Source organism: Chelativorans sp. Marseille-P2723, from assembly GCF_902809845.1.
In the GTDB taxonomy this organism is placed as follows: Bacteria; Pseudomonadota; Alphaproteobacteria; order Rhizobiales; family Rhizobiaceae; genus Chelativorans.
Window position 1 is genome coordinate 820,196 of the sequence record NZ_CADDWI010000008.1, and the last position, 20,520, is coordinate 840,715.

Sequence of the window (20,520 nt, forward strand, 5' to 3'; positions counted from 1 at the left end):
CATGCCGGTAGAAGTCATTCTGCCCAAGGTCGACATGGACATGGCAACCGGCCGGATTACCCGCTGGCATGTGAAGGAAGGAGCGGAGGTCAAGAAGGGCGACGTGCTCTTTGAGATCGAGACCGACAAGGCTGCCATGGAAATCGACGCGCCGGCAAGCGGCGTCATTCGCGATATCTCTGGCAAGGAGGGAGTGGATATCCCCGTCGGGCAGGCGGTGGCATGGATTTATTCGGAAGGCGAAGCTCCCGCCACCATACCTGCAAAGGAGACTTCAGAGGCGGCTCCTGAGATTGGCGAATCTGCGCCCGGCGCCGAAAGTGCGGCTTCCGAAGAAAGCGTTCCCGCATCCTTGTCGCCGGTTCTGGACACCAAGACGCCGGCCGATGCAAAAATGACGCCGTCCGGGGTCCGCGCGACGCCATTGGCTCGCCGCCTGGCGCGGGAAGCCGGCCTTGATCTTTCGGCCATTGTCGGTTCCGGCCCGCATGGGCGGGTTGTGAAGGCGGATGTGGAGAAGGCGCTTGAGGCCGGCACGGCCGCACCGGCGCCCGCCATTGAGGCGGCGGAGGCGAAAGCGCAGCCTGCGCCGCTGTGAAGGCGGATGTGGAGAAGGCGCTTGAGGCCGGCACGGCCGCACCGGCGCCCGCCATTGAGGCGGCGGAGGCGAAAGCGCAGCCTGCGCCGCAGGCCCTGGCAGATGAGGAGGTACTGCAGCTCTTCGAGGAGGGCACCTACGAGATCGTGCCGCACGATGCCATGCGCCGCACCATCGCCCGCCGCATGAGCCAGTCCAAGGCCACCGTGCCGCATTTTTACCTCACCGTTGATTGCCGCATCGACGCGCTGCTTGGCCTGCGCAAGCAGCTCAACGAGGCGGCGCCGCTGACGCAGGGCGAAGCGGGCGAGGAGCCTGCCTACAGGCTGTCCGTCAACGACATGATCATCAAGGCGATGGCGCTTGCACTGAAGGCCGTTCCCGACGCCAATGTCTCATGGAGCGAGGCCGGGATGGTCAAGCACCGCCATGCCGATGTGGGCGTGGCCGTTGCCATTCCCGGCGGGCTGATCACGCCCATCGTGCGGCGGGCGGAGGAGAAGACCCTGTCGGTCATCTCCAACGAGATGAAGGACATGGCCGCGCGGGCCCGTAACAGGCGGCTGAAGCCGGAAGAGTACCAGGGCGGCACGACGGCGGTGTCCAATCTGGGCATGTATGGCATCAGGGACTTTGCCGCCATCATCAACCCGCCGCATGCGACGATCCTTGCCGTCGGGGCGGGCGAGCCAAGGCCGGTGGTCGAGGATGGCCATGTCAAGGTGGCGACGGTGATGACGGTGACGCTGTCCACGGACCACCGGGCGGTGGACGGTGCACTCGGCGCCGAACTGCTCTCCGCCTTCAGGCACCTCATCGAAAACCCCATGGCTATGCTGGTGTAGGGTTCTGATGGTCTTATGGACGAACGATACTAGGCGAATCGCTGCCGTGACTGAATGCCTGCTTCTGGCCCTTTCCCGGCGCGCCGTTAAGGTAATTCCGGTTGCGAACCGGCTCGACTTGGTGTCCGATCACTCCATGACCATTCACAAGGAGGGTTAGCCATGCAAGCCATGCCCACGCTGGTGAAGAGCCTGATCGATACTACGCCCGGCGATATGAGGATGCTGCTGCAGCGGTTCCGCGATCATGCCCTGGAGGAGCGGATGTCGCCTGTGGACACTGAATTGCTGATGGCCGATCTGGGCTATGACAGCATCCAGGCATTCTGCGCGGACGCCGACTTGCCCGAGCATGTCGCCGAACGTTGGAGCCGCTTTGGAATCTCCTTTGAGATGCGCCAGGTGCTGACCTTCATGCTTCGCCAGCGCCAGCGTATACGCAAAGCCGTAACCGATTTCGAAAGCGTCACCCATGCAGGTCTAGACGATTTCATGCAGGAGAAAGGCGTGATCTGACAGTCGGCGCTATTCGGCCTTTCCGGGCGGAAGAGGCCATTCGCGCCGTGATGTGGAAATATGCGGTTTTCTGGAATGTGCGATATGTGGGGGGTAGTCTGTCGTCATACTGTCATTCATGAATGTTTTGTGAGCGCTGCGGGCGGGTTTTCCTCCCGCTCGCAAGCCACTCGCCGTTCTTTTGTTGTTGACAGAGAACAAATGATCATTTCCTTTGGTGACGTGCACGCCAGTCAAAAAGGGCATGCCGCTGCAGAGGAGGGTGAACGTCATGCCAAGGCAGCGTTCGCCGCAAACAGGGTAGGAGTAGCCTTATGAAGACAATCATTGGCAAGGTCGCACTCGGTCTCGCCGCGGCCACCTTCATCACCACATCCGCGCATGCGCTGTTGCTTTACACCTCTCAGCCGGAGGCTGATGCGACGCAGACGGTGGAAGCGTTCAAGCAGGCAAATCCCGGCGTCGAGGTCGAGATCTTCCGATCCGGTACGAGCGATCTGCTGAGCAAGCTCGCTGCGGAGATTGCAGCCGGCAATCCGCAGCCGGACGTGCTGCTCATTGCCGATGCCGTCAGCATGGAACTGCTGAAGGCCGACGGGCATCTGATGCCTTATCCGGAAGCTGACGTCTCAGGCCTGGAGGAGACTGCCTACGATGCCGACCGCACCTATTTCGGCAGCAAGCTGATCACCACCGGCATAGCCTACAACACCGCAGCTCCCGAGAAGCCTGAGAGCTGGAAGGATTTGACGGGCGAAGCCTACAAGAATCTTATCGTCATGCCGAGCCCGCTCTATTCCGGTGCTGCGGCCTATCTTCTTGCCGGCTTCACCAACCGCGACGATCTCGGCTGGGATTACTTCGAGAGCCTGAAGGAGAACGGGCTGGTCACCGTCCAGGGCAATGGCGCGGTCCTGCGTTCTGTTGCCACGGGTGAGAAGGCCTACGGCATTCTGGTCGACTTCATGGCGATGAACGCCAAGAATGAAGGATCCCCAATCGGGTTCGTCTTCCCGGAGGAAGGGGTACCGGCAGTGACCGAGCCGGTCGCTATCATGTCCTCCGCCAAGAACGTCGAGGAGGCGAAGAAGTTCGTTGACTTCATCCTTTCGGACGAAGGCCAAAAACTGGCGCTGGAGCAAGGCTACCTGCCTGCCAATCCGTCGGTTGGTCAGCCGGAGTGGCTTCCTGAAGGCACGCAGGTCAATGTGATGCAGATTGATATCGACGCGGTGGTCAAGACGATCGACGCGGACAAGGAACGTTTCTCGCAGATCTTCGGCGGCTGATAGTTCCAGAGTATCCGACAACATGCTGCAAAGCCTGAAAATGCGTCAGGGCCAGGAAATGGCCCTGACGACGGTGATTGCCGCTGTCGCGGTCGTCCTTTCCGTCCTGCCGATGTCTCGGCTTCTGCTGGAGGTCGTCTTTCCGGGCGGGGAGCTTTCCGTGGCGGCCATAGAGGCCGGACTTGCCAATCCTGCAACCTGGCGGGCCACCCGCAATACGCTTGTCGTAGGCATAGGCGGGACTGTTCTTGCCACGCTGGCTGGCACCGCGGTTGCGCTTCTGGTGGCGCTTACCAATGTGCGCGGGCGCCGCTTGTTCGTTCTGTGTTTTGTCTTGCCGCTGATGATCGCCCCTCAAATCACTGCGCTGGCCTGGCTGCAGCTATTTGGGCCGGCAAGCCCGTTCCTGAAGCTCTTCGGCATCGCTCCTCCGATAGGCACTCCCAACCCGCTCTATTCGCCGGCCGGCATCGTCCTGCTTCTGGCGGTCCAGTACGCACCTCTCGTCTTTCTCATGGTGAGGGCGGGCCTCCGCCGCCTTCCGCGCGAACTGGTTGAGGCTGCCCAGAGCGGCGGCGCAGGTCCGTTCACCGTGTTATGGACGGTAATTCTGCCGTTGATGACACCTTCCATCGTCGCAGCCGCGGCGCTGACCTTCGTTTCCTGCGTCGGCAATTTCGGCATCCCGGCCTTCCTTGGCATCCCTGCCAACTACCTGGTCTTGCCAACCCTGATCTATCAGCGCCTCGCAGGTGCCGGCCCTTCCGTTCTGCCGGAAGTGGCTTTCCTTTCGGTGCTGATCGGCGTCATCGCCATGGCTGGTATCGTGGCGCAGGACATTATCGCTCGCAGGCGCGATTTCCGCATCGGCTCCACCTCGCTGCCGCCGCAGCCTTACAATCTCGGTCGCTGGCGCGTTGTGGCCGAAACCGTGATGTGGCTCGTCATCGTCGCCATTCTGGTGCTGCCACTTTTTGGTTTGGTGCTTACCTCGCTCATCAGCGCCTTTGGCGTGCCGGTGACCTGGGAGACGGTAAGCATTCGTAATTACACTTTCGTTCTCTTCGAGCATGCCGCCGTTACCCGTTCATTCAGGAACAGCATCTTTCTGTCTCTTGCGGCGGCAGGTTTTGCGGTCCTTGTGGCGGTGCCGCTTGGCTATATGGTTGCCTGGGGCAGGAGCCGCTGGACAAAGGCGCTTAATCTGGCCGTAGAGCTGCCCTACGCTCTCCCCGGCGTCGTTATGGCAATCGCCGCCCTGTTAATCTTCCTGCGCCCGATACCGCTTACCGGGATCCATATCTACAATACGGTTTGGATCATCCTTTACGCTTATCTCGCGCGCTTTCTGGTGCTGGCGCTGAGGCCGACGGTAAGCGGCTATCATCAAATCGACAGGGCTCTGGAGGAGGCAGCGCAGATCACCGGTGCTGGGCTGCTGATGCGGCTCCGTACCATTATCTTCCCGCTTGTGGCTCCGGCTGCTTTGGCGGGCGCGCTTCTCATCTTCATGACGGCCCTGAGTGAGCTTACCGTTTCAGCGCTCATCTGGTCCTCTGGCGCCGAGACGGTTGGCGTCATGATCTTCTCATTCGAGCAGGGCGGTAGATCGAGCGAGGCGGCTGCCATTTCAGTGATCGCCGTTGCGGTGACGGCAGCGTTGATGCTCCTGGCCGACCTGTTTGCAAAAAAACTTCCAAGCGGGGTTCTCCCATGGCGGGATTGACGATCGACAATGTAACCAAAAGCTTCGGCGATCTTGACGCGGTCAGGAAAGTTTCGATCGATGTCCAGAACGGCGAGTTCCTTGCCGTTCTCGGGCCTTCCGGCTGCGGCAAGACGACGATGCTGCGTCTGATTGCAGGTTTTGAGCAGGTGACGGACGGGCGTATTCTCATCGGGGATAAGGTTGTTTCCGACAGGAATATGCATGTGCCGCCGGAGCGCAGGCGGGTGGGCATCGTCTTTCAGAATTATGCGCTTTGGCCCCATATGACGGTAGCGGAAAATATCGCCTATCCGCTGAAGGTCGCAAAGGTTGGAAAGGCGGAGCGGGAAAAGCGCGTCGAGGATGCGCTGGCGCTTGTTAACATGCAGGGCTACGGCGACCGCAGGCCGGCAAATCTTTCCGGCGGGCAGCGTCAGCGGGTGGCGCTCGCGCGTTGTCTCGTTGCCGCACCGTCTCTGGTGCTCTTCGACGAGCCGCTTGCCAATCTCGACGTACATCTGCGCGCCTCAATGGAGGATGAGTTCGCCGCCTTTCATAAGCGCACTGGAACAACGATCGTCTATATTACCCACGATCAGACGGAAGCCATGGCGCTTGCAGACCGCATCGCGGTTATGGACCAGGGACGTCTTATCCAGCTTGCCACGCCACGCGAACTGTTCCGCGAGCCTGCCAATGCAATGGTGGCATCATTCATCGCCAACGGCATCGTGTTGCCGGCGGATGTGCTGACGGCGGAGGAGAGCGGCCATTGCCGCGTGCGGGTGCTGGGGACGGAGTTCGTCGTGCGTTGCCAGCCCGGGGAGAAGCCGCGGCAGAAGGCGCTCATCTGCTGCCGCTCCGCCGATATAGAGCCGGCTGCTCCCGGCGAACCCGGCTTTGAGGGCACGGTCACCCGCAGCGTCTATCGCGGCGGGGTAGGGCGCATTGAGGTGGCACCGACCGACGCGCCGGACTGCTCGTTGCATTTCGACCAGAAGGAACCCGTAACGCTTGAGCCGGGCATGACAGCCCGGCTCAGGATCGGTTCCGGCTGGCTTATTCCCGAGGAGAACGCTGGCTGATGCAGATTGGACTGCTGGGCGGCTTCGCAGAGAAGGGGCGGACAAGCGTTGGCATTTGCACCGGCGGCTGCTCCATCATGCTCGACGCTGGCATCAAGGTTGGCGCGGCGGGAGCGGAATATTATCCTGCGCTCGATCGCTCCCCGGGCGAAATCGATGCGCTCTTTATCACGCACGCTCATGAGGATCATGTCGGGGCGCTGGGCTGGCTTCTTGCAGGCGGCTTTCGCGGCCCCGTTTTCATGACGAAGGAAACGGCGCAGGAGGCGCCCGCCACGCTTACTCAATATGCGCTTGAGGAGCACGCAGACCTTTTCACCACCGCACAGGTTGAGATCTTTCAGCCGGGTGACAGGCTCGAATTTGGCGACATTACCGCGGATACTGGTCTTTCCGGCCATGTGGCGGGCGGCGTGTGGTTTTGTGTGCGGCACGAGGATGGGGTCGTCTCCTATTGCGGTGATGTCGTGCCCGACAGTGCAGTCTTCCGGATGGACGAGGTGCCTGCCTGCGATTTGCTGCTGCTCGACGCCTCCTATGGTGCCGATAGGATAACGGGAAGAGACCGCGCCCGATCCATTGCCGCCTGGATCAAGGAGCACCCCAGGGGCTGCCTGTTGCCCACCCCGCTTTCCGGCCGCTCTCTCGAACTTATCGCCAGCATTCCTGGACCGTTCGCAATACATCACGAGATGCGACAGGGTCTTGAACTTCAACTTACCTCCGAAGACGCCTTCAGGCCCGGCATGCGCGATATGGTGGCGACAAAGCTTTCAAGTGCCATGGACTGGCGGGAGGATGAAGAACTGCCTGCCATGCCGCTCATCTGCCACGACGGAATGGGGGCAAGCGGGCCTTCGTCCCGTCTCCTGCCCCGGGCTGATTCTGCCGGTTATCCCATACTCCTTACAGGTCATCTGCCTGCAGGCTCCCCTGGCGCCAGACTGCAGGAGCACGGGCGGGCAGGCTGGATTCGCATGCCGACACACCCCACGCTGACGGGCAACAAGGCTATCTGGGAAGCGGCCGGGTGCCCGGCCGCCATCGGTCATTCCTGTCCAGTTAATGGACTGGAGGAACTTTCTCGCGAAATTCCTGCCCTGCGCCCGCAGTGCGCAACTGGAGGGACGCTGCATCTGGAAAAAGGAGCACTGCGGTGAGAATCCTCGTTTGCAATGACGATGGCTTCGACGCGCCTGGCCTTGCAAGGCTGACAGAGGTTGCGCGCAGCCTCAGCGATGATGTCTTTGTTGTGGCACCCGACGGCAAGCGTACCGCTGGCGGCACCTCGATCACGATTGCAAGGCCGCTTACGATGCTGCGCAGGGGCGAAAGGCGCTATTCCTGTTCCGGCACGCCGGCCGACTGTGTAGTTACAGCGATGACATGGCTGTTTGCGGAGGACAGGAAGCCTGACCTGGTGCTTTCCGGCATCAATGACGGGCGGAATGTTGCCGAGGATGTGGCTTATTCTGGCACGAACGGCATTGCGCGCGAGGCAACGTTCTGGGGGGTGCCGGCGATTGCCTTTTCCCGCGTGAAGAACGCGGCCGAAATGCCCACAGACATTGAATGGCTTCGCGCCTTCATCGTGTTACTGTGGCAAAATCGGGCGGAATGGGCCCATGAAGGTCATTGGCTGAATGTCAACCTGCCCCATTCGCTTCCCGCCTCGATCCGCCAGCCGCGCATCGGTCGCGACAAGATCGGCCGGAGTTGCGAGGTGCTTGAAGAGGAAGGGGAGAAAACGGTTCTGGTGATCCCGCGCGGGCGCGAGCACGCAACGTCCCCGGGTGACGAGAATGCTCTGATCGATGCCGGTCATGTTTGTGTGAACCGGCTCAACTGGTTTGGCGAGACGCCTCTTGCCGAACCCTTTCTCGCGGGGCTTGCAGCCTTGTCATAGAGCCGACCCAGCATCGCGAGATTTGTGAAAGCCGTGCGTACATCACTGCATTGGCGCCCGGGCAGGAGGACTGCCGTGCTTCAGGTGATGGAAAGCGTCCGCCGGACGGCATTGCGCCATCCGGCAAGCTTCGCGTTACGGATCCTCGCCTCCATTTGCGGCTCGAAGCGTCGCTCCAAAGCCCAACTTTCTACGAACTTCTCCTTTCCGGGCCACAGGCCGGCTCGTGAGGCCGCAAGCCACGCCACACCTAGTGCTGTAGTTTCAAGGATGGTCGGCCGATCCACCGGCGCGTCAAGAATGTCGGCGAGCCGTTGCATGGTCCAGTCCGAGGCGACCATTCCTCCATCGACCCGCAACACCGTCTCCCGGAACAAGCCCCTGCAATCCTTTCGCATGGCCAGAAGCAGATCATGCGTCTGGTAGGCCACGGACTCGAGCGCTGCGCGGGTAAACTCTGCCGGCCCGGAGTTGCGCGTGAGGCCATAAATGGCGCCGCGCGCCTCGGCATCCCAATAGGGTGCGCCGAGTCCGACGAAGGCCGGTACGAGGTAGACATTCTGGCTCTCATCCGCTCGGGCGGCGAGCTCGTCGCTTTCGGCTGCCCTACTGATCACGCCCAGACCATCGCGCAGCCACTGCACGGCAGCCCCGGCAATGAAGATCGAGCCTTCCAGCGCATACGTTGTCTTGCCATCGAGGCGATAGGCTATGGTCGAAAGCAGCCGGTTTTTTGAGCGCACAAGCCGCTCGCCTGTGTTTAGCACGGCGAAGCATCCGGTACCGTAGGTGGATTTCAGCATCCCCGGCTTGAAGCAAGCCTGCCCGATGGTGGCTGCCTGCTGGTCGCCGGCAACGCCAAGGATTGGAATTTCGGCGCCGAGAAGCTTCTTCGCGGTCACCCCAAAATCGGCCGCGCAGTCCAGCACCTCCGGCAGAATTGCCGCCGGTACGCCGAGAATGCCGAGAAGCTCATCGTCCCAAATGTTTCTCTCGATATTGTAGAGCAGTGTGCGCGAGGCATTCGTCGCGTCGGTGACGTGCCGCGCACCACCCGTCAGCCGCCAGATAAGGAAGGAGTCGACGGTGCCGGCAAGAAGCTCGCCATTCTCTGCACGGCGCCGCGCACCCTTCACCCCGTCCAAAATCCACGCGAACTTCGTTCCGGAGAAATAGGGATCCAGAAGCAGCCCCGTTTTCCTCGTGAATTTTGCCTCCAAACCCTGCTTGCGGAACCTTGCACAGAGCGGCTCCGTGCGGCGATCCTGCCATACGATGGCGCGGTGAATGGGACGGCCCGTCTGCTTCTCCCAGATGATTGCCGTCTCCCGCTGGTTGGTGATGCCGATTGCCGCGATGTCGCCGGCCGAAAGCGCAGCTTTTTCGAGCGCAGCCCTGATGGTCGTCAGGACGCTCTTCCAGATATCTTCCGGATCGTGCTCCACCCAACCGGAGGCGGGATAATGCTGGGGAAATTCCTTCTGCCCGAGGGCGATGATCTGCGCTCTTTCGTCAAAGATGATGGCGCGGCTTGATGTGGTCCCCTGGTCGATCGCGAGGACGTATCGACGCATGCTCCCTCCTTCCCTGGAATTCCCCGAACCTATAGCGCCTCGCCCCGTGGCTCCCACCCTCCATGCGACGGGATGGCGGCTTGCATAAAGGCTTCCAGTGCTTCTGCCTCGTTCTGCGCAAGCTGTAGTCCGCTCTTGGTGCGACGCCACAGCACATCCTCCGCTGTGTACGCCCATTCTTGTTCGATCAGGTAGCGGACTTCTGCCTCATAAAGATCGGCACCGAAATGGCGGCCGAGATCTTCGGCCGATTGCGCCTCACCAAGCGTCTCCGAAGCGCGCGTACCGTAACGGCGCACCAGACGGCGGGCATGGGCGGCACTCAAAAACGGGTAGCTGGCGGAAAGGCGGGATACCTCCTCCTCATAAGCATTGACGGGGAACCCGCCCGGCAAGGGGGCGTCGGCTGTCCAGGAGGCGCCTTTCCGGCCGATCAGGCTTCCCACTTTTTCGAGCGCGGCTTCCGCGAGTCGCCGATAGGTGGTGATTTTGCCGCCGAAGACGTTGAGAAGCGGTGCTTCACCACCTCCGCCCTCCGCCTCCAGAACATAGTCGCGGGTAGCCTCCTGGGCCTTGCTCGCCCCATCGTCAAGCAGCGGGCGGACGGCAGCGTAAGTCCAGACGATGTTAGCGCGATGCACCGCACCGGCGAAATACTCATTCGCCGAGCGGCAGAGATAATCGATTTCCGCATCGCTGATCGCAGCGTCCGCGGGATCGCCCTCATAGTCCTGGTCGGTGGTGCCGATGAGGGTAAAATCGTCCTCATAGGGAATGGCGAATACTATGCGGCCGTCACTATTCTGGAAGATATAAGCCAGAGGGCCCTCATATATTTTCCGGACGACGATATGGCTGCCCTTTACCAGCCGCACATTATGGGCGTTGCCACGTCCCAAGACGGTGCCAAGCACATTGTCGATCCAAGGGCCAGCCGCATTGACGAGAAGCCTTGCCCTTACCTCTTGCTCGGTACCCCTGGCCTGATCGCGCAGTTTAACGCGCCATCCATCGCCGTCGCGTTGTGCGCTGACAACTTCTGTGCGCGAGGCGATCACGGCACCGCGATCAGCGGCATCCCGCGCGTTGAGCACGACCAGGCGGGCATCATCCACTCCGCAGTCCGAATACTCGAAGGCGCGCAAGTAGAACGGCTTTAAGGGGCGGCCAGCAGGATCGCGCCGCAGGTCGACCGTACGTGTCTTCGGCAGAAGCTTGCGTCCGCCGATATGATCGTAGAGAAAGAGCCCGAGCCGCAGAAGCCATGTAGGGCGAAGGCCGCGATGATGCGGCAGCACGAATCGCATAGGCCAGATGACGTGCGGTGCATTGCGCCATAGCACTTCCCTTTCCATCAGCGACTCTCGCACGAGGCGGAACTCGTAGAATTCCAGATAGCGCAGACCGCCATGGACAAGCTTGGTGGAGCCGGAAGAGGTCCCACCGGCCAGATCGCCTTTTTCGGCTAGGAAAACACGATACCCGCGACCTGCCGCATCGCGTGCAATGCCGCAGCCATTGATCCCGCCTCCTATGATGAGGATGTCGTAGACGGGATCTTCACTCAAGGCCATCTCCTCATGGCATCGACCGGCCCAAGGCTATAACGAACCGGAACGAAAATAAAAGCGGCCGGCTCTTGCAAAAACCATGCATGAGGACCTTGCCGGGTAGGATTGAAGCACAGCCCTATATGTAGCGCGTGATCTCCTTATCGGGATGGGTCTTCACGTTCCAACAGGTTAGCCGGGAGGCGCTCCTTCCGGGGAGAGATTGTGGTGGACGATAACTCGCACGGCCCGCACAGGAAGGCGTGCGCGCCTTCCTTCCTGCGAATCTGTCCCCGTAAAGCCTGGCGCAACTAGCATCGTGCCAGAACTTTGGAGGCACGTCCGTGACCATCATTCCTTATATCGACCGTACAGCGCCCTTTCCCCTGGACCCGGCCATCAGGCTGCTAGGCAAGGGGAGCGAGGGTCTGGCACTCGATTTCGTCCATATGCGCGCCTACATGCGCGACCGATCAAAACCCGAAGACGCTTTCCTTGGCGACCCCAATGATCTTCTCATTCGAGCCGGAGCGCCTGTGAAGTATCTTGCCGGCAAGGAGGGCCTCTTCTCAACGGATACGCGGCTGCGTACAGACCATGGGGCGGATGGATCCACGCTAGGCCTCCTGATCGAGGAGGAGCGGACGAACCTCCTGCTCCATACGATGGATTTCACTCATTCCCTCTGGCGCAAGGAGGGGGTGAGCTTTTCCGCAACCGCTGTTCCTGCGCCTGATGGTTCGCTGGCTTTCAAGATGAATGAGCGCGCCGGCTATGGCTCTTCCCGGGTCGATCAGGGTGGAACAGTTACCGCAGGCACCACTTATACGCTCTCTGTTTTCGCGCGGGCCGGCGAGCGCAGCAAGCTGGAAATGAGGACGGGCACCTGGGGTTGGCCGGGCCGCATTCTGGTTGATCTTGAGAACGGAACCCTGACGCCGATCAGCGCGCCGGACCACTGCACGATCTCGGGTCCCTTCGCAGGCTGGTACAGACTTTCGCTCACCGTGACGTCTTCCACCACTGGTAACGTCACACAGTTTTTCGTTCTTCATATCACCGATGAGAATGGCGGGATCAGCTACCAGGGTGACGGCGCTTCGGGGCTTTATCTTTGGGGGCCTCAGGTGGAGGTTGGCACGAACCCCAGCTCCCATATTCCTTCCCAGGAGGTGCAGGGAGTGCGCGCAGCCGATCTCCTGACCATTGGCGCAACCGCCTTTCCTTTGCTGGAAGGCGGCGCAACCATTGTGGCTGAATTTGCATCGATGAGACCGGGCATAGCCACGCAGCAACAGCCGGCGGGCATTTGGGGATTCAGCGGAGCGGGTATGAATGCCACGGACTTGCGCTACGAAAATTCGTTGAAACTTGTGGGCAGGCAGGACAGCGCCGCGCCGATCCAGCATGATCTTGGTGTCCTGCCGCCTGAAGGCATTTTCGAGACCGTTGCCATAGCGCTGGACGGACAGCAGTCCCGGGCGAGCCGGAATGGAGAGGCCGTTTCAGTCGGGTCGGTCCCGTGCGACCTTTCAGCCACGACATTGCTCAACATCGGCAGCACTGCGGTGCATCCTGCAGAAAGTGGCGTTCTGAACGGGCACCTGCGCAGCCTGGTGCTTATTCCCCGGCTGTTATCGGATGCTGAATTGAGGGCGAGGACGTCGGGATGACGCGTTGTGGAGGCTTGATGTGTTTCCTTGTCCGGCCCGGAACATTGTCCTAACAGGAGGGCAGCTAGGTAAATAGGCGGAGGAGTGAAGCGTGGCCAACGTGACGGAGCAGGATGCCGCAAGCGCAATCGAGAAAGCGTCGCAACAGATAGTCGATCTTTGCTGCGAGGCTCTTGAAGCGGAGGCTGCGGCTGTCGCAGCTTATGCTGTGCGGCGTGATCCGGGTTTGGAAAGGGCTGTCCGCCTGCTTCGCGATGCAAAGGGTACGACGATCGTTTCAGGCGTCGGCAAGTCCGGCCATATTGCTCGAAAGATTGCCTCCACACTCCGTTCCATAGGCAAGCCGGCCATCTTCCTGCACGCCACGGAGGCAAGCCACGGTGATCTTGGAGTGGTGGGAGAGGGAAGCGCTGCCATCATTATTTCGAATTCCGGCGAAACACCGGAGCTGTCCGATCTGCTCCACTATTGCCGGCACCACTCCGTTCCCATCATTGCCATTACGTCCAGCCCAGAAAGTACGCTCGGCCGCCACGCCCACGTGGCACTTGCCTACGGCTCGGTCAGCGAGGTCTGCCCCAACGGGCTGGCCCCCACCACCAGCACCACGCTCGCGCTTGCCATTGGAGATGCGCTTGCCGTTGGGTTGGCGACGCTTCTTGGCTCGACTGCGGAAACCTTCCGGCGCTTCCATCCCGGCGGCAAGCTGGGCGCGCGGCTGCTGCGCGTGGCGGATGTCATGCGGACCGGTGATGCGCTGCCCATTGTTTCGGCTGAAACTCCCATGCACGAGACGGTGATCACCATGTCTGCGAAAGGCTTCGGCGTGGCTATCGTATCCGCTGGGGACCGGGCGGTAGGCCTCATCACCGATGGCGATATGCGACGCAATGTCGAGCGCCTGTGGAACTGCAAAGCGGGAGACATCATCCAGGGCAAGCCGCTTGCCACGGAGCCGGACCTTCTTGTCACCGAGGCATTGGAGCGCATGAGGCTGCACAGCATCACCTCTCTTATCGTCGAGGATGCCAGCGGAAGACTGGTGGGCCTCCTGCACATCCATGACTGCTTGAGAGCGATCTAGGCCACCTCCAGTTCGGTTATGGACTCCGCTGGCGGGTGACGAGGGCGGCGCGTTTGTGCTAGCGCATGGCGTTGATGGCGGTCTCCACCGCCTTGGGCGCAAAGATACCAGCCCTATGATCTGCCAAGAGCGTTGGATTGGCCATGTCGAGTCCCGAGATTATTGCGATGGGGGAACCCATGGTCGAGTTCAACCAGGCTCTCGACAAGGGGCATTACCTCTTCGGTCACGGGGGAGATACGTCCAATTGTGCCATCGCAGCGGCGAGAGCCGGAGCCTCAGCCGGCTATTTCACCGCGCTCGGCGACGATGCGTTCGGCGACAGCTTCATGCAGCTTTGGGAAGAAAACGGTGTCGACGCTTCCCATGTCCTGCGCAATCCTGAAGCCCACACCGGCGTCTACTTTGTCACGCACGGCCCTGAGGGGCATGATTTCACCTATCTGCGTGCAGGTTCTGCGGCAAGCAGGATCACGCCGAAGGACGTTCCCGCCGCCTATCTTAGAAAGGCGCGGGTTTTGCATGTTTCCGGTATCAGCATGGCCATAAGCGAGAGCGCGTGTGACGCAGTCTTCGAAGCAATCCGGATGGCACGGGAAGCTGGCGTGCTCGTCTCGTTCGACACGAACCTGCGGCTGCGGCTCTGGCCGCTCCCGCGGGCGCGGGCAGTCATTGAAGCGGCGGCCGAGCTTTGTGACATCGCCTTGCCGGGAATGGACGATGCCCGCCAACTGACTAGCTTGGAGGACCCCGATGCAATTGTCGATCACTATCTTTCGCTCGGCGCCAAAGTGGTTGCGCTGACGCTGGGCAGAGGGGGCTGTCTTGTCGCTACTGGCAAAGAGCGGCGCCGGATATCTGGTATTCAGGTGCAAGCTGTTGACGCAACTGGTGCGGGCGACGCGTTCGACGGCAATTTTCTTGCTGAATATCTCCGTACTGCCGACGCTATTTCTTCAGCGCATTTTGCCAATGTCGCGGCGGCGCTTTCAACCCTGCGCTATGGCGCAGTAACCCCCATGCCCTACCGGGAGGATGTCCTCGCCTTCATGGAGAGCCTGCAAGGCGATGCCAGTGGGCTGGAGTGATAAAGCGGCATGCGCGCCGTCTGGTTGATATTGGGGTTGACCTTCACGCTCTTCGGGGTTGCCGGAGTGGCGCTGCCGCTGGTGCCGACGACGCCCTTCCTGCTGCTTGCCGCCTACGCCTTTACGCGCAGTTCGCCCCGGCTTCATGCTTGGCTGATCGGGCATCCCCGTTTCGGGCCACTCATCACAAACTGGCAGCATCACGGCAGCATTGACAAGCAGAGCAAGATCATGGCCGTCGTATTTATGGCCGCAACCCTTCTTTTGTCGTGGTTGCTCGGTGTGAAGGCTCTCGTTCTTGTCATACAAGCTGCCGTGCTTGGATGTGTGGCAATTTTCATCCTGTCGCGGCCAAGCGGTCCCCGCTTGAGGAAAGGCGGCGGCGAACGGTAGCTGCTCAGATGCTTTGAAGCAGCCCTCCATCGACACGCACGATGCTGCCGGTGATGTAGGACGCTCGTGCGCTGGCGAGGAACGCGACGACATTGGCATATTCCTCCGGCGTCCCGGTCCGCCCGCTGGGAATGGCTGCTGTGGCTGCAGCTTCCACCTCCTTCACGCTTCGCCCCTCACGCTTTGCCTGCTGCTCGTTCAGGAAGCTGAGGCGGGCGGTCGCAATGCGCCCGGGCACGACGATATTGGCCGTGACGCCATCCTTGGCGATCTCGCGCGATATGGTCTTCGACCACCCGACAAGCGTCGATCGCAGCGCATTGGAAAGGCCGAGATTGGGAATTGGGGAGATGACGCCGGACGAGGTCGAGGTGATGACGCGACCCCATTTGCGTTCCCGCATGCCGGGAAGCACCGCATCCGTCAAAGCTATCACCGAGAGCACCATTGCCTCGAATTGCTGGCGCCAAAGGTCCGGCTCCTGGCCGGAACCCGTCGTTGGCGGCGGGCCTCCCGTATTGTTGATCAGAATGTCCACAGGGGCGAAGGTGCCTTCCACTTGCGTCAGCACCCATGGAATTACCTCAATATCGGCCAGGTCCCACGTCACGGCCATTGCCTTGCCGCCAGCGGCGCGGATGGCTTCCGCCGTAGCTTCCGTCTTCGCCTCGTTGCGTCCGGCACACGCAACCTGCACACCCTCCGCGGCCAAGGCATGAGCAATGGCGCCGCCAAGGCCGCCGCTGGCACCCAAAACTAGAGCCGTCCTGCCTTCTAAGCCCAGATCCATGCTGATCTCCTCCTCACTCCAATGCATCGCCACGCTGCCGGATGCCGCGCGCCTGGAACTCTATTCCGGCGGATGCAGGAGATAAACAACCATCTGCGGGATTGGCAGCGGCGTCTGTAATTCTTCCGGCAGAATGTTCTTCCTCCAGGCGCAGGAAAAACTTTAAGCTCAAAATATGTTGACGCGATCGCGCTATCACAACTAACGTTCCCTCAACACGACGGGATGGCGGATAGGGAGCCGCGGTTCCACATGCCGAAATTCGCGCGACGGATCACCCATACCTCTAAAAAGAGCTACGGCATGTTCGCCAAGGCGGCGGGGCTTGCAAAAGAGGGCCGCGACCTTATCCATCTGGAACTTGGACAGCCGGTCCACGACACGCCCGAACACATCAAACAGGCCACGATGGACGCATTGCGGGCCGGTCATGTGCATTACAGCGATCTTCAAGGAATCCCTCAGCTCCGCGAGGCGCTGTCCGCCAAGGTGCGGGACTATAACGGTGTTAATGTCTCCGCGTCCGAGATCCTGGTGACGAACGGCCTTACCCAGGCATCATTCGCCGCGTTCATGGCACTCCTGGATGAGGGCGATGAAGCGATCCTGCTCGAACCCTATTATCCGCAGCATGTGGGGAAGGTGGAGATGGCCGGCGCGACGCCTGTCATGGCTCCGCTCGGCAAGGCGGCGGGCTTCGCCATCCGCAGGGAACTGATCGAGCCATTGATTACGCCGCGCACACGCGTGATCGTGCTCGTAAATCCGTGCAACCCGACGGGCCGCGTGTATTCTCGCGAAGAGCTTCAGGTGCTCGCCGATCTCGCCATCGAGCATGATCTGGCGGTTGTATCCGACGAGGTCTACGAGCAGATCGTCTTCGATAATGCCCGCCATGTAAGCATCGCTTCACTGCCCGGCATGAGAGAGCGCACCGTCACCATGTTCGCTTTCACCAAGGCTTATGCGATGGATGGCTGGCGGCTCGGTTATCTGGCCGCGGACAAGTCCATGATCCCCGCGCTCATGAAAATCACAACGACCGAGGTCACCCACGTCAACACCTTCATCCAGTATGGCGCGCTCGCGGCTGTAACTGGACCGGCCTCCATATTGGAAGAGATGGTGGAGGATGATCGCCGCAAGCGCGATCTCGTGGTAAGGCGACTAAATCAGATGCCGGGCGTCGTATGCCCCAGGCCCGAAGGTACCATCTACGCCTTTCCGGATATTAGCGGCACCGGCCTGACGTCGCAGGCCGCAGCGGATGCCATTCTGGAGGATGTCGATGAAGTAGTGGAGGCGGGTAGCTTCTACGGTGCGCGCGGGGAGAACCATCTTCGCATCTGCTTTGGCTCGCAGAGCTACGAGCGCTTGGAGGAGGCGATGGAGAGGCTCGGCAGGTTCTTCAATTCGCTGGGATGAAGCGGCCTGTCGTCCGCGCGGCGGTGTCCTCCCTCGGCCGCGCCGGTTGGTGAACAGGTTTGATGCGGCCGGCGGGCTTCCGATACCAGGATCATGACCCGGTCAGCAGTTCACGTAGCCCTGAAAAAAGCCGTTCCACACCCGCTTCCGTGGTGATCGTGCCCGCAGACAGGCGCAGGATACGATTGCGGCAGTCGGCAAAAACACCGCGCTTGCGCAAGCCATCCACGATCTGCTCCGGCTCCACACTCTCCGGCAGGCGCAGCATCACGCTGCCGCCGCGTCGCTCAGTCTTCCTCGGGCTTGCAAGCGAAAGGCCCATCCTGCCCGCTTCCTCGATGATCATGGCACTAAGCCTTCTGTTATGCGCAAGCATTGCGTCCAGCTCTTGCGAAGCGTGCCATTTCAAGGCTGGCACCGAACCAACACAGGCGAGCACGGATGGCGTGCCATGGTCGAAACGCCGTGCGTCCCTTGCGTAGCTGAATGCGTCCAGATCCCAGGAAAAGATATTCTCCTGGCTGAACCAGCCGCGCAGTTCCGGACGGCATCTGTCAAGTAATGGCTCCGCCACATGGACGACGCCTGCTCCGGGCGTGCCGCATAGCCACTTGAGCGTCGTTGATACGGCAAAATCCACTGGCGGATCATCGACGCGGAAAGGCAGGAGCCCGGCCCCTTGGGTGATATCCACGCCAATGAGGCTCCCCATGCGCCGGCCGTGCTCCACCAACGCGGCGAGGTCCGGCCGGTGCGAACTGGTGGAGGTGACGAAGGTCACAAGCGCAACGCCCACGCTTTCGTCCCACCGGGCGATTAAATCTTCGTCGAGCACCCAGTCCTCCCCCCCGCGCTTCGGCACCGTGTCGAGCGTGAAGCCCAAGCGCGGCGCAAGGCCTGAAAGCAGGAAGTGGAGGCTCGGGAAGCAGTCTGCGGCCACCAGCAACCGCTTGCCGTTCAGATGTTCCGCAGGCAGTGCACCGATGATGCTGTAAAGTGCGGTGGTGACGTTCTCCGCCGTGGTCAGCGTACCGGCTGGCGCTGCAATAAGCCGGCTCCAAAGACGGATAAATTCCTGGCGCTTGGCAAGAGCACGTGTCCACTGGCCATCGTCAAATGCGCCCCAGCCATGGGAAAAATCGGACAAGGCGGCCGCCATGGCTTCGGCTTTTCCGGGATACATGCCGATGGAGTGATAGAGGAAGTAGGCGGAACCGTCAGCGGGGATTGTATTTCCACTCATGGCGTTATTCTCCCTCGGCCAGGCAGGATAGCCTCGCTCATCGTGCTGTCATCTGTGTCTTGCCCCGCTCTTCCAGGTGGCTCACCAGGCGCACCAGTGGCAGCAGAAAGGCCAGATAGATGAGCGCAGCGCCAATCAGCGGGGTGGGGTTTGCCATAAGGGCCTGCGCGTCGGTCGCCTGTTTTAGAAGGTCGGGCATGGCAACCACCGAGGCAAGCGCCGTATCCTTGTAGATGGACACGCAATTGCTGGTGAGCGGTGGAATGACGACGCGCAGTGCCTGCGGAAGAATCACCTTGCGCATGGTGGTCCAGAAATTGAGGCCGAGCGCCGCCGCCGCTTCGAACTGCCCGCGAGGGATGCTCTCGATACCTGCGCGGCAGACCTCGGCGGTAAAGGCGGATAGCACCATCGATAGGGCGAGCGTCGCGGAGGTGAATGATGAGAAACGCAAGCCAATGAAGGGCAGCGCGTAATAGATCAGAATGAGCAGCACGAGGATCGGCATCGCTCGCAATACATCGATATAGCCGATGGCGAAGAGCCGGATGGGTGTGGGTCCGTAAAGCCGCATGAGGCAGACAAGGAGCCCTGCAATGCCGCCGAAGACGATACTCGCGCAGCCAAGAAGAAGCGTGTTGCCTATCCCGCGCATCAGCATCGGGAAGGAGCGAACGAGTATCTCCCAGTTGAAGAAAGTGCTGATCAGGTCCATCGCGGTACAAAATAGGACTGGAGGGATTGCTTTCCGCCTTCCGCCAGCGAGGCCTGTGGCCGCAATGCTGACGCTGCGGCTGCACCGGCCGCTTCCTGGCCGGTGCACCGCGTCACGCAAGACGCGTAGGACTATTCTGGCTGCGGCACGGGCATGGGTGTCACCGTGCTGGTACCCGGATCAGGGTCAACGCCGAACCACTTCCGGTGAATTTCGGCGAGCGTGCCATCCTCCTTCATCTCGGAAATGGCGTCATTGACCTTTTCAAGCAGAGGGTGATCCTTGCGCGTCATCATCGCAAAGCGCTCGCCTGTCGGAATGCGAACGAGGATTTTCAGGCCCGGCATCTGCGTCATGGCATACTGGAAGCCGGCGATTTCGCCCGCCCCGCCTTCTATGCGCCCGTTCTGAACTTCCAGAAGCAGGTCCTGCTGGGCGTTGTAGCTGCGTACTTCGGCAATGCCGAGCTCCTCCTTGTTCTCGTTCGCCCAGCGATCCCCGGTCGTGCCGGCAACGACACCGATCACCTTGCCCTTCAGATCCTCCAGCGAACTGACATCGGAGTCCTCGCGGCCTACCACCGTTCCGTCGCTATCGTAATAGGGCTGGGTGAACGATTGATTTTGTAGCCTTTCGTTCGTGACCGAAATCGAAGAGATGGCAAAATCTATGCGCCCGGAGCTGGTTGCGGCAAACAGGGCCTGAAAGCCCATATCCTGAAATTCCACTTCCATGCCGAGGCGCTCAGCGACGCCCTCTGCCACCTCAATCTCGAAGCCCTGGAAATTGCCGCTCTCGGTCTTGAACTCCCAAGGCGGGTTCGATGGATATGCACCTACGATAATCTTGTCCTGGGCGATGGCGGATGCAGTAGCCGCCAGGGCGAAAGCCGCCGCAATCAATGCCCTCAAGTAGCCAAATCTCATGCCAGTCCTCCTCCTTCTGTTGCCCCTGGCGAGCAGAATTTACTCCCCGCGCAAGTCTCCCACGCTGCCGGCGGTCTTCCCTTACCAACGACGAATGTTTGTCAGAGGCGGG

At 60.9% G+C, this 20,520-nt stretch carries 17 protein-coding genes and 1 pseudogene; 12 read left to right on the forward strand and 6 right to left on the reverse strand.

From position 1 onward, the window contains the following. The first annotated feature begins 1 nt into the window (after position 1). The 7 genes and pseudogenes from HUS57_RS05655 to HUS57_RS05685 all read left to right on the forward strand — a co-directional run bounded on the left by HUS57_RS05655 (position 2) and on the right by HUS57_RS05685 (position 7,947). Positions 2–1,443 (forward strand): annotated as a pseudogene (locus tag HUS57_RS05655) (dihydrolipoamide acetyltransferase family protein). Positions 1,444–1,605: 162 nt separating this feature from the next. After that, complete coding sequence (locus HUS57_RS05660) at positions 1,606–1,959, forward strand: hypothetical protein (RefSeq protein WP_173931898.1); 354 nt, start codon at positions 1,606–1,608, stop codon at positions 1,957–1,959. A gap of 314 nt (positions 1,960–2,273) precedes the next feature. Then, positions 2,274–3,248, forward strand: coding sequence for an ABC transporter substrate-binding protein (locus HUS57_RS05665; protein WP_173931899.1), 975 nt, complete (start codon positions 2,274–2,276; stop codon positions 3,246–3,248). A 22-nt stretch (positions 3,249–3,270) separates the two neighbouring features. After that, positions 3,271–4,974: an iron ABC transporter permease gene (locus HUS57_RS05670; RefSeq protein WP_173931900.1), complete on the forward strand. Its 1,704-nt coding sequence runs from the start codon at positions 3,271–3,273 to the stop codon at positions 4,972–4,974. After that, positions 4,962–6,041 (forward strand): ABC transporter ATP-binding protein, encoded by a 1,080-nt coding sequence (locus HUS57_RS05675; protein WP_173931901.1) that lies wholly within the window; start codon positions 4,962–4,964, stop codon positions 6,039–6,041. Before HUS57_RS05670 ends, HUS57_RS05675 begins: the two co-directional genes overlap by 13 nt. Next, positions 6,041–7,201, forward strand: a complete 1,161-nt coding sequence (locus HUS57_RS05680) for an MBL fold metallo-hydrolase (RefSeq protein WP_173931902.1) — start codon at positions 6,041–6,043, stop codon at positions 7,199–7,201. Before HUS57_RS05675 ends, HUS57_RS05680 begins: the two co-directional genes overlap by 1 nt. Beyond that, positions 7,198–7,947 (forward strand): 5'/3'-nucleotidase SurE, encoded by a 750-nt coding sequence (locus HUS57_RS05685; RefSeq protein WP_173931903.1) that lies wholly within the window; start codon positions 7,198–7,200, stop codon positions 7,945–7,947. The genes HUS57_RS05680 and HUS57_RS05685 overlap by 4 nt, the downstream gene beginning before the upstream one ends. An 80-nt stretch (positions 7,948–8,027) precedes the next feature. On the opposite strand, the gene glpK is transcribed toward HUS57_RS05685, so the two are convergent. Beyond that, positions 8,028–9,521 carry a glycerol kinase GlpK gene (gene glpK, locus HUS57_RS05690; protein WP_173931904.1) on the reverse strand — a complete coding sequence of 498 codons (1,494 nt, stop codon included), beginning with the start codon at positions 9,519–9,521 and terminating at the stop codon, positions 8,028–8,030. Between the two features lie 29 nt (positions 9,522–9,550). After that, entirely contained in the window at positions 9,551–11,095 is a 1,545-nt protein-coding gene (glpD, locus tag HUS57_RS05695) for a glycerol-3-phosphate dehydrogenase (RefSeq protein ID WP_173931905.1), read from the reverse strand. Between the two features lie 320 nt (positions 11,096–11,415). Here glpD and HUS57_RS05700 point away from each other — a divergent pair, with 320 nt between their 5' ends. The 4 genes from HUS57_RS05700 to HUS57_RS05715 all read left to right on the forward strand — a co-directional run bounded on the left by HUS57_RS05700 (position 11,416) and on the right by HUS57_RS05715 (position 15,309). Further along, positions 11,416–12,744, forward strand: coding sequence for a hypothetical protein (locus HUS57_RS05700; RefSeq protein ID WP_173931906.1), 1,329 nt, complete (start codon positions 11,416–11,418; stop codon positions 12,742–12,744). A 91-nt stretch (positions 12,745–12,835) separates the two neighbouring features. After that, a complete protein-coding gene (locus HUS57_RS05705) occupies positions 12,836–13,828 on the forward strand; it encodes a KpsF/GutQ family sugar-phosphate isomerase (protein WP_210256056.1) in 993 nt (330 codons plus the stop codon). Positions 13,829–13,971: 143 nt separating this feature from the next. Further along, complete coding sequence (locus tag HUS57_RS05710) at positions 13,972–14,916, forward strand: sugar kinase (RefSeq protein ID WP_173931907.1); 945 nt, start codon at positions 13,972–13,974, stop codon at positions 14,914–14,916. 9 nt (positions 14,917–14,925) lie between these two features. Further along, positions 14,926–15,309 carry a YbaN family protein gene (locus tag HUS57_RS05715; RefSeq protein WP_173931908.1) on the forward strand — a complete coding sequence of 128 codons (384 nt, stop codon included), beginning with the start codon at positions 14,926–14,928 and terminating at the stop codon, positions 15,307–15,309. Positions 15,310–15,313: 4 nt separating this feature from the next. Here the strand turns inward: HUS57_RS05715 and HUS57_RS05720 are convergent, their stop codons facing one another. Continuing rightward, positions 15,314–16,099, reverse strand: a complete 786-nt coding sequence (locus HUS57_RS05720; protein ID WP_173931909.1) for an SDR family oxidoreductase — start codon at positions 16,097–16,099, stop codon at positions 15,314–15,316. 252 nt (positions 16,100–16,351) lie between these two features. On the opposite strand from HUS57_RS05720, the gene HUS57_RS05725 reads away from it, so the two are divergent. Then, positions 16,352–17,524 (forward strand): pyridoxal phosphate-dependent aminotransferase, encoded by a 1,173-nt coding sequence (locus tag HUS57_RS05725; protein WP_173931910.1) that lies wholly within the window; start codon positions 16,352–16,354, stop codon positions 17,522–17,524. 91 nt (positions 17,525–17,615) lie between these two features. Here HUS57_RS05725 and HUS57_RS05730 read toward each other — a convergent pair whose 3' ends face one another. The 3 genes from HUS57_RS05730 to HUS57_RS05740 all read right to left on the reverse strand — a co-directional run bounded on the left by HUS57_RS05730 (position 17,616) and on the right by HUS57_RS05740 (position 20,408). Next, positions 17,616–18,767 (reverse strand): aminotransferase class V-fold PLP-dependent enzyme, encoded by a 1,152-nt coding sequence (locus HUS57_RS05730; protein WP_173931911.1) that lies wholly within the window; start codon positions 18,765–18,767, stop codon positions 17,616–17,618. Positions 18,768–18,804: 37 nt separating this feature from the next. After that, a complete protein-coding gene (locus tag HUS57_RS05735; protein WP_173931912.1) occupies positions 18,805–19,482 on the reverse strand; it encodes an amino acid ABC transporter permease in 678 nt (225 codons plus the stop codon). 131 nt (positions 19,483–19,613) lie between these two features. Continuing rightward, positions 19,614–20,408 carry an ABC transporter substrate-binding protein gene (locus HUS57_RS05740; RefSeq protein ID WP_173931913.1) on the reverse strand — a complete coding sequence of 265 codons (795 nt, stop codon included), beginning with the start codon at positions 20,406–20,408 and terminating at the stop codon, positions 19,614–19,616. Positions 20,409–20,520: the final 112 nt, after the last annotated feature.

What these genes read in the sequence shown, in the direction of transcription:
- HUS57_RS05680 (WP_173931902.1), top strand. Translation starts at nt 6,041, where the DNA reads ATGCAGATTGGACTGCTGGGCGGCTTCGCAGAGAAGGGGCGGACAAGC.
- HUS57_RS05710 (WP_173931907.1), top strand. Translation starts at nt 13,972, where the DNA reads ATGTCGAGTCCCGAGATTATTGCGATGGGGGAACCCATGGTCGAGTTC.
- HUS57_RS05740 (WP_173931913.1), bottom strand. Translation starts at nt 20,408, where the DNA reads ATGAGATTTGGCTACTTGAGGGCATTGATTGCGGCGGCTTTCGCCCTG.
- HUS57_RS05665 (WP_173931899.1), top strand. Translation starts at nt 2,274, where the DNA reads ATGAAGACAATCATTGGCAAGGTCGCACTCGGTCTCGCCGCGGCCACC.
- HUS57_RS05725 (WP_173931910.1), top strand. Translation starts at nt 16,352, where the DNA reads ATGCCGAAATTCGCGCGACGGATCACCCATACCTCTAAAAAGAGCTAC.
- HUS57_RS05670 (WP_173931900.1), top strand. Translation starts at nt 3,271, where the DNA reads ATGCTGCAAAGCCTGAAAATGCGTCAGGGCCAGGAAATGGCCCTGACG.
- HUS57_RS05735 (WP_173931912.1), bottom strand. Translation starts at nt 19,482, where the DNA reads ATGGACCTGATCAGCACTTTCTTCAACTGGGAGATACTCGTTCGCTCC.
- HUS57_RS05675 (WP_173931901.1), top strand. Translation starts at nt 4,962, where the DNA reads ATGGCGGGATTGACGATCGACAATGTAACCAAAAGCTTCGGCGATCTT.
- glpD (WP_173931905.1), bottom strand. Translation starts at nt 11,095, where the DNA reads ATGGCCTTGAGTGAAGATCCCGTCTACGACATCCTCATCATAGGAGGC.
- HUS57_RS05715 (WP_173931908.1), top strand. Translation starts at nt 14,926, where the DNA reads ATGCGCGCCGTCTGGTTGATATTGGGGTTGACCTTCACGCTCTTCGGG.
- HUS57_RS05660 (WP_173931898.1), top strand. Translation starts at nt 1,606, where the DNA reads ATGCAAGCCATGCCCACGCTGGTGAAGAGCCTGATCGATACTACGCCC.
- HUS57_RS05730 (WP_173931911.1), bottom strand. Translation starts at nt 18,767, where the DNA reads ATGAGTGGAAATACAATCCCCGCTGACGGTTCCGCCTACTTCCTCTAT.
- glpK (WP_173931904.1), bottom strand. Translation starts at nt 9,521, where the DNA reads ATGCGTCGATACGTCCTCGCGATCGACCAGGGGACCACATCAAGCCGC.
- HUS57_RS05720 (WP_173931909.1), bottom strand. Translation starts at nt 16,099, where the DNA reads ATGGATCTGGGCTTAGAAGGCAGGACGGCTCTAGTTTTGGGTGCCAGC.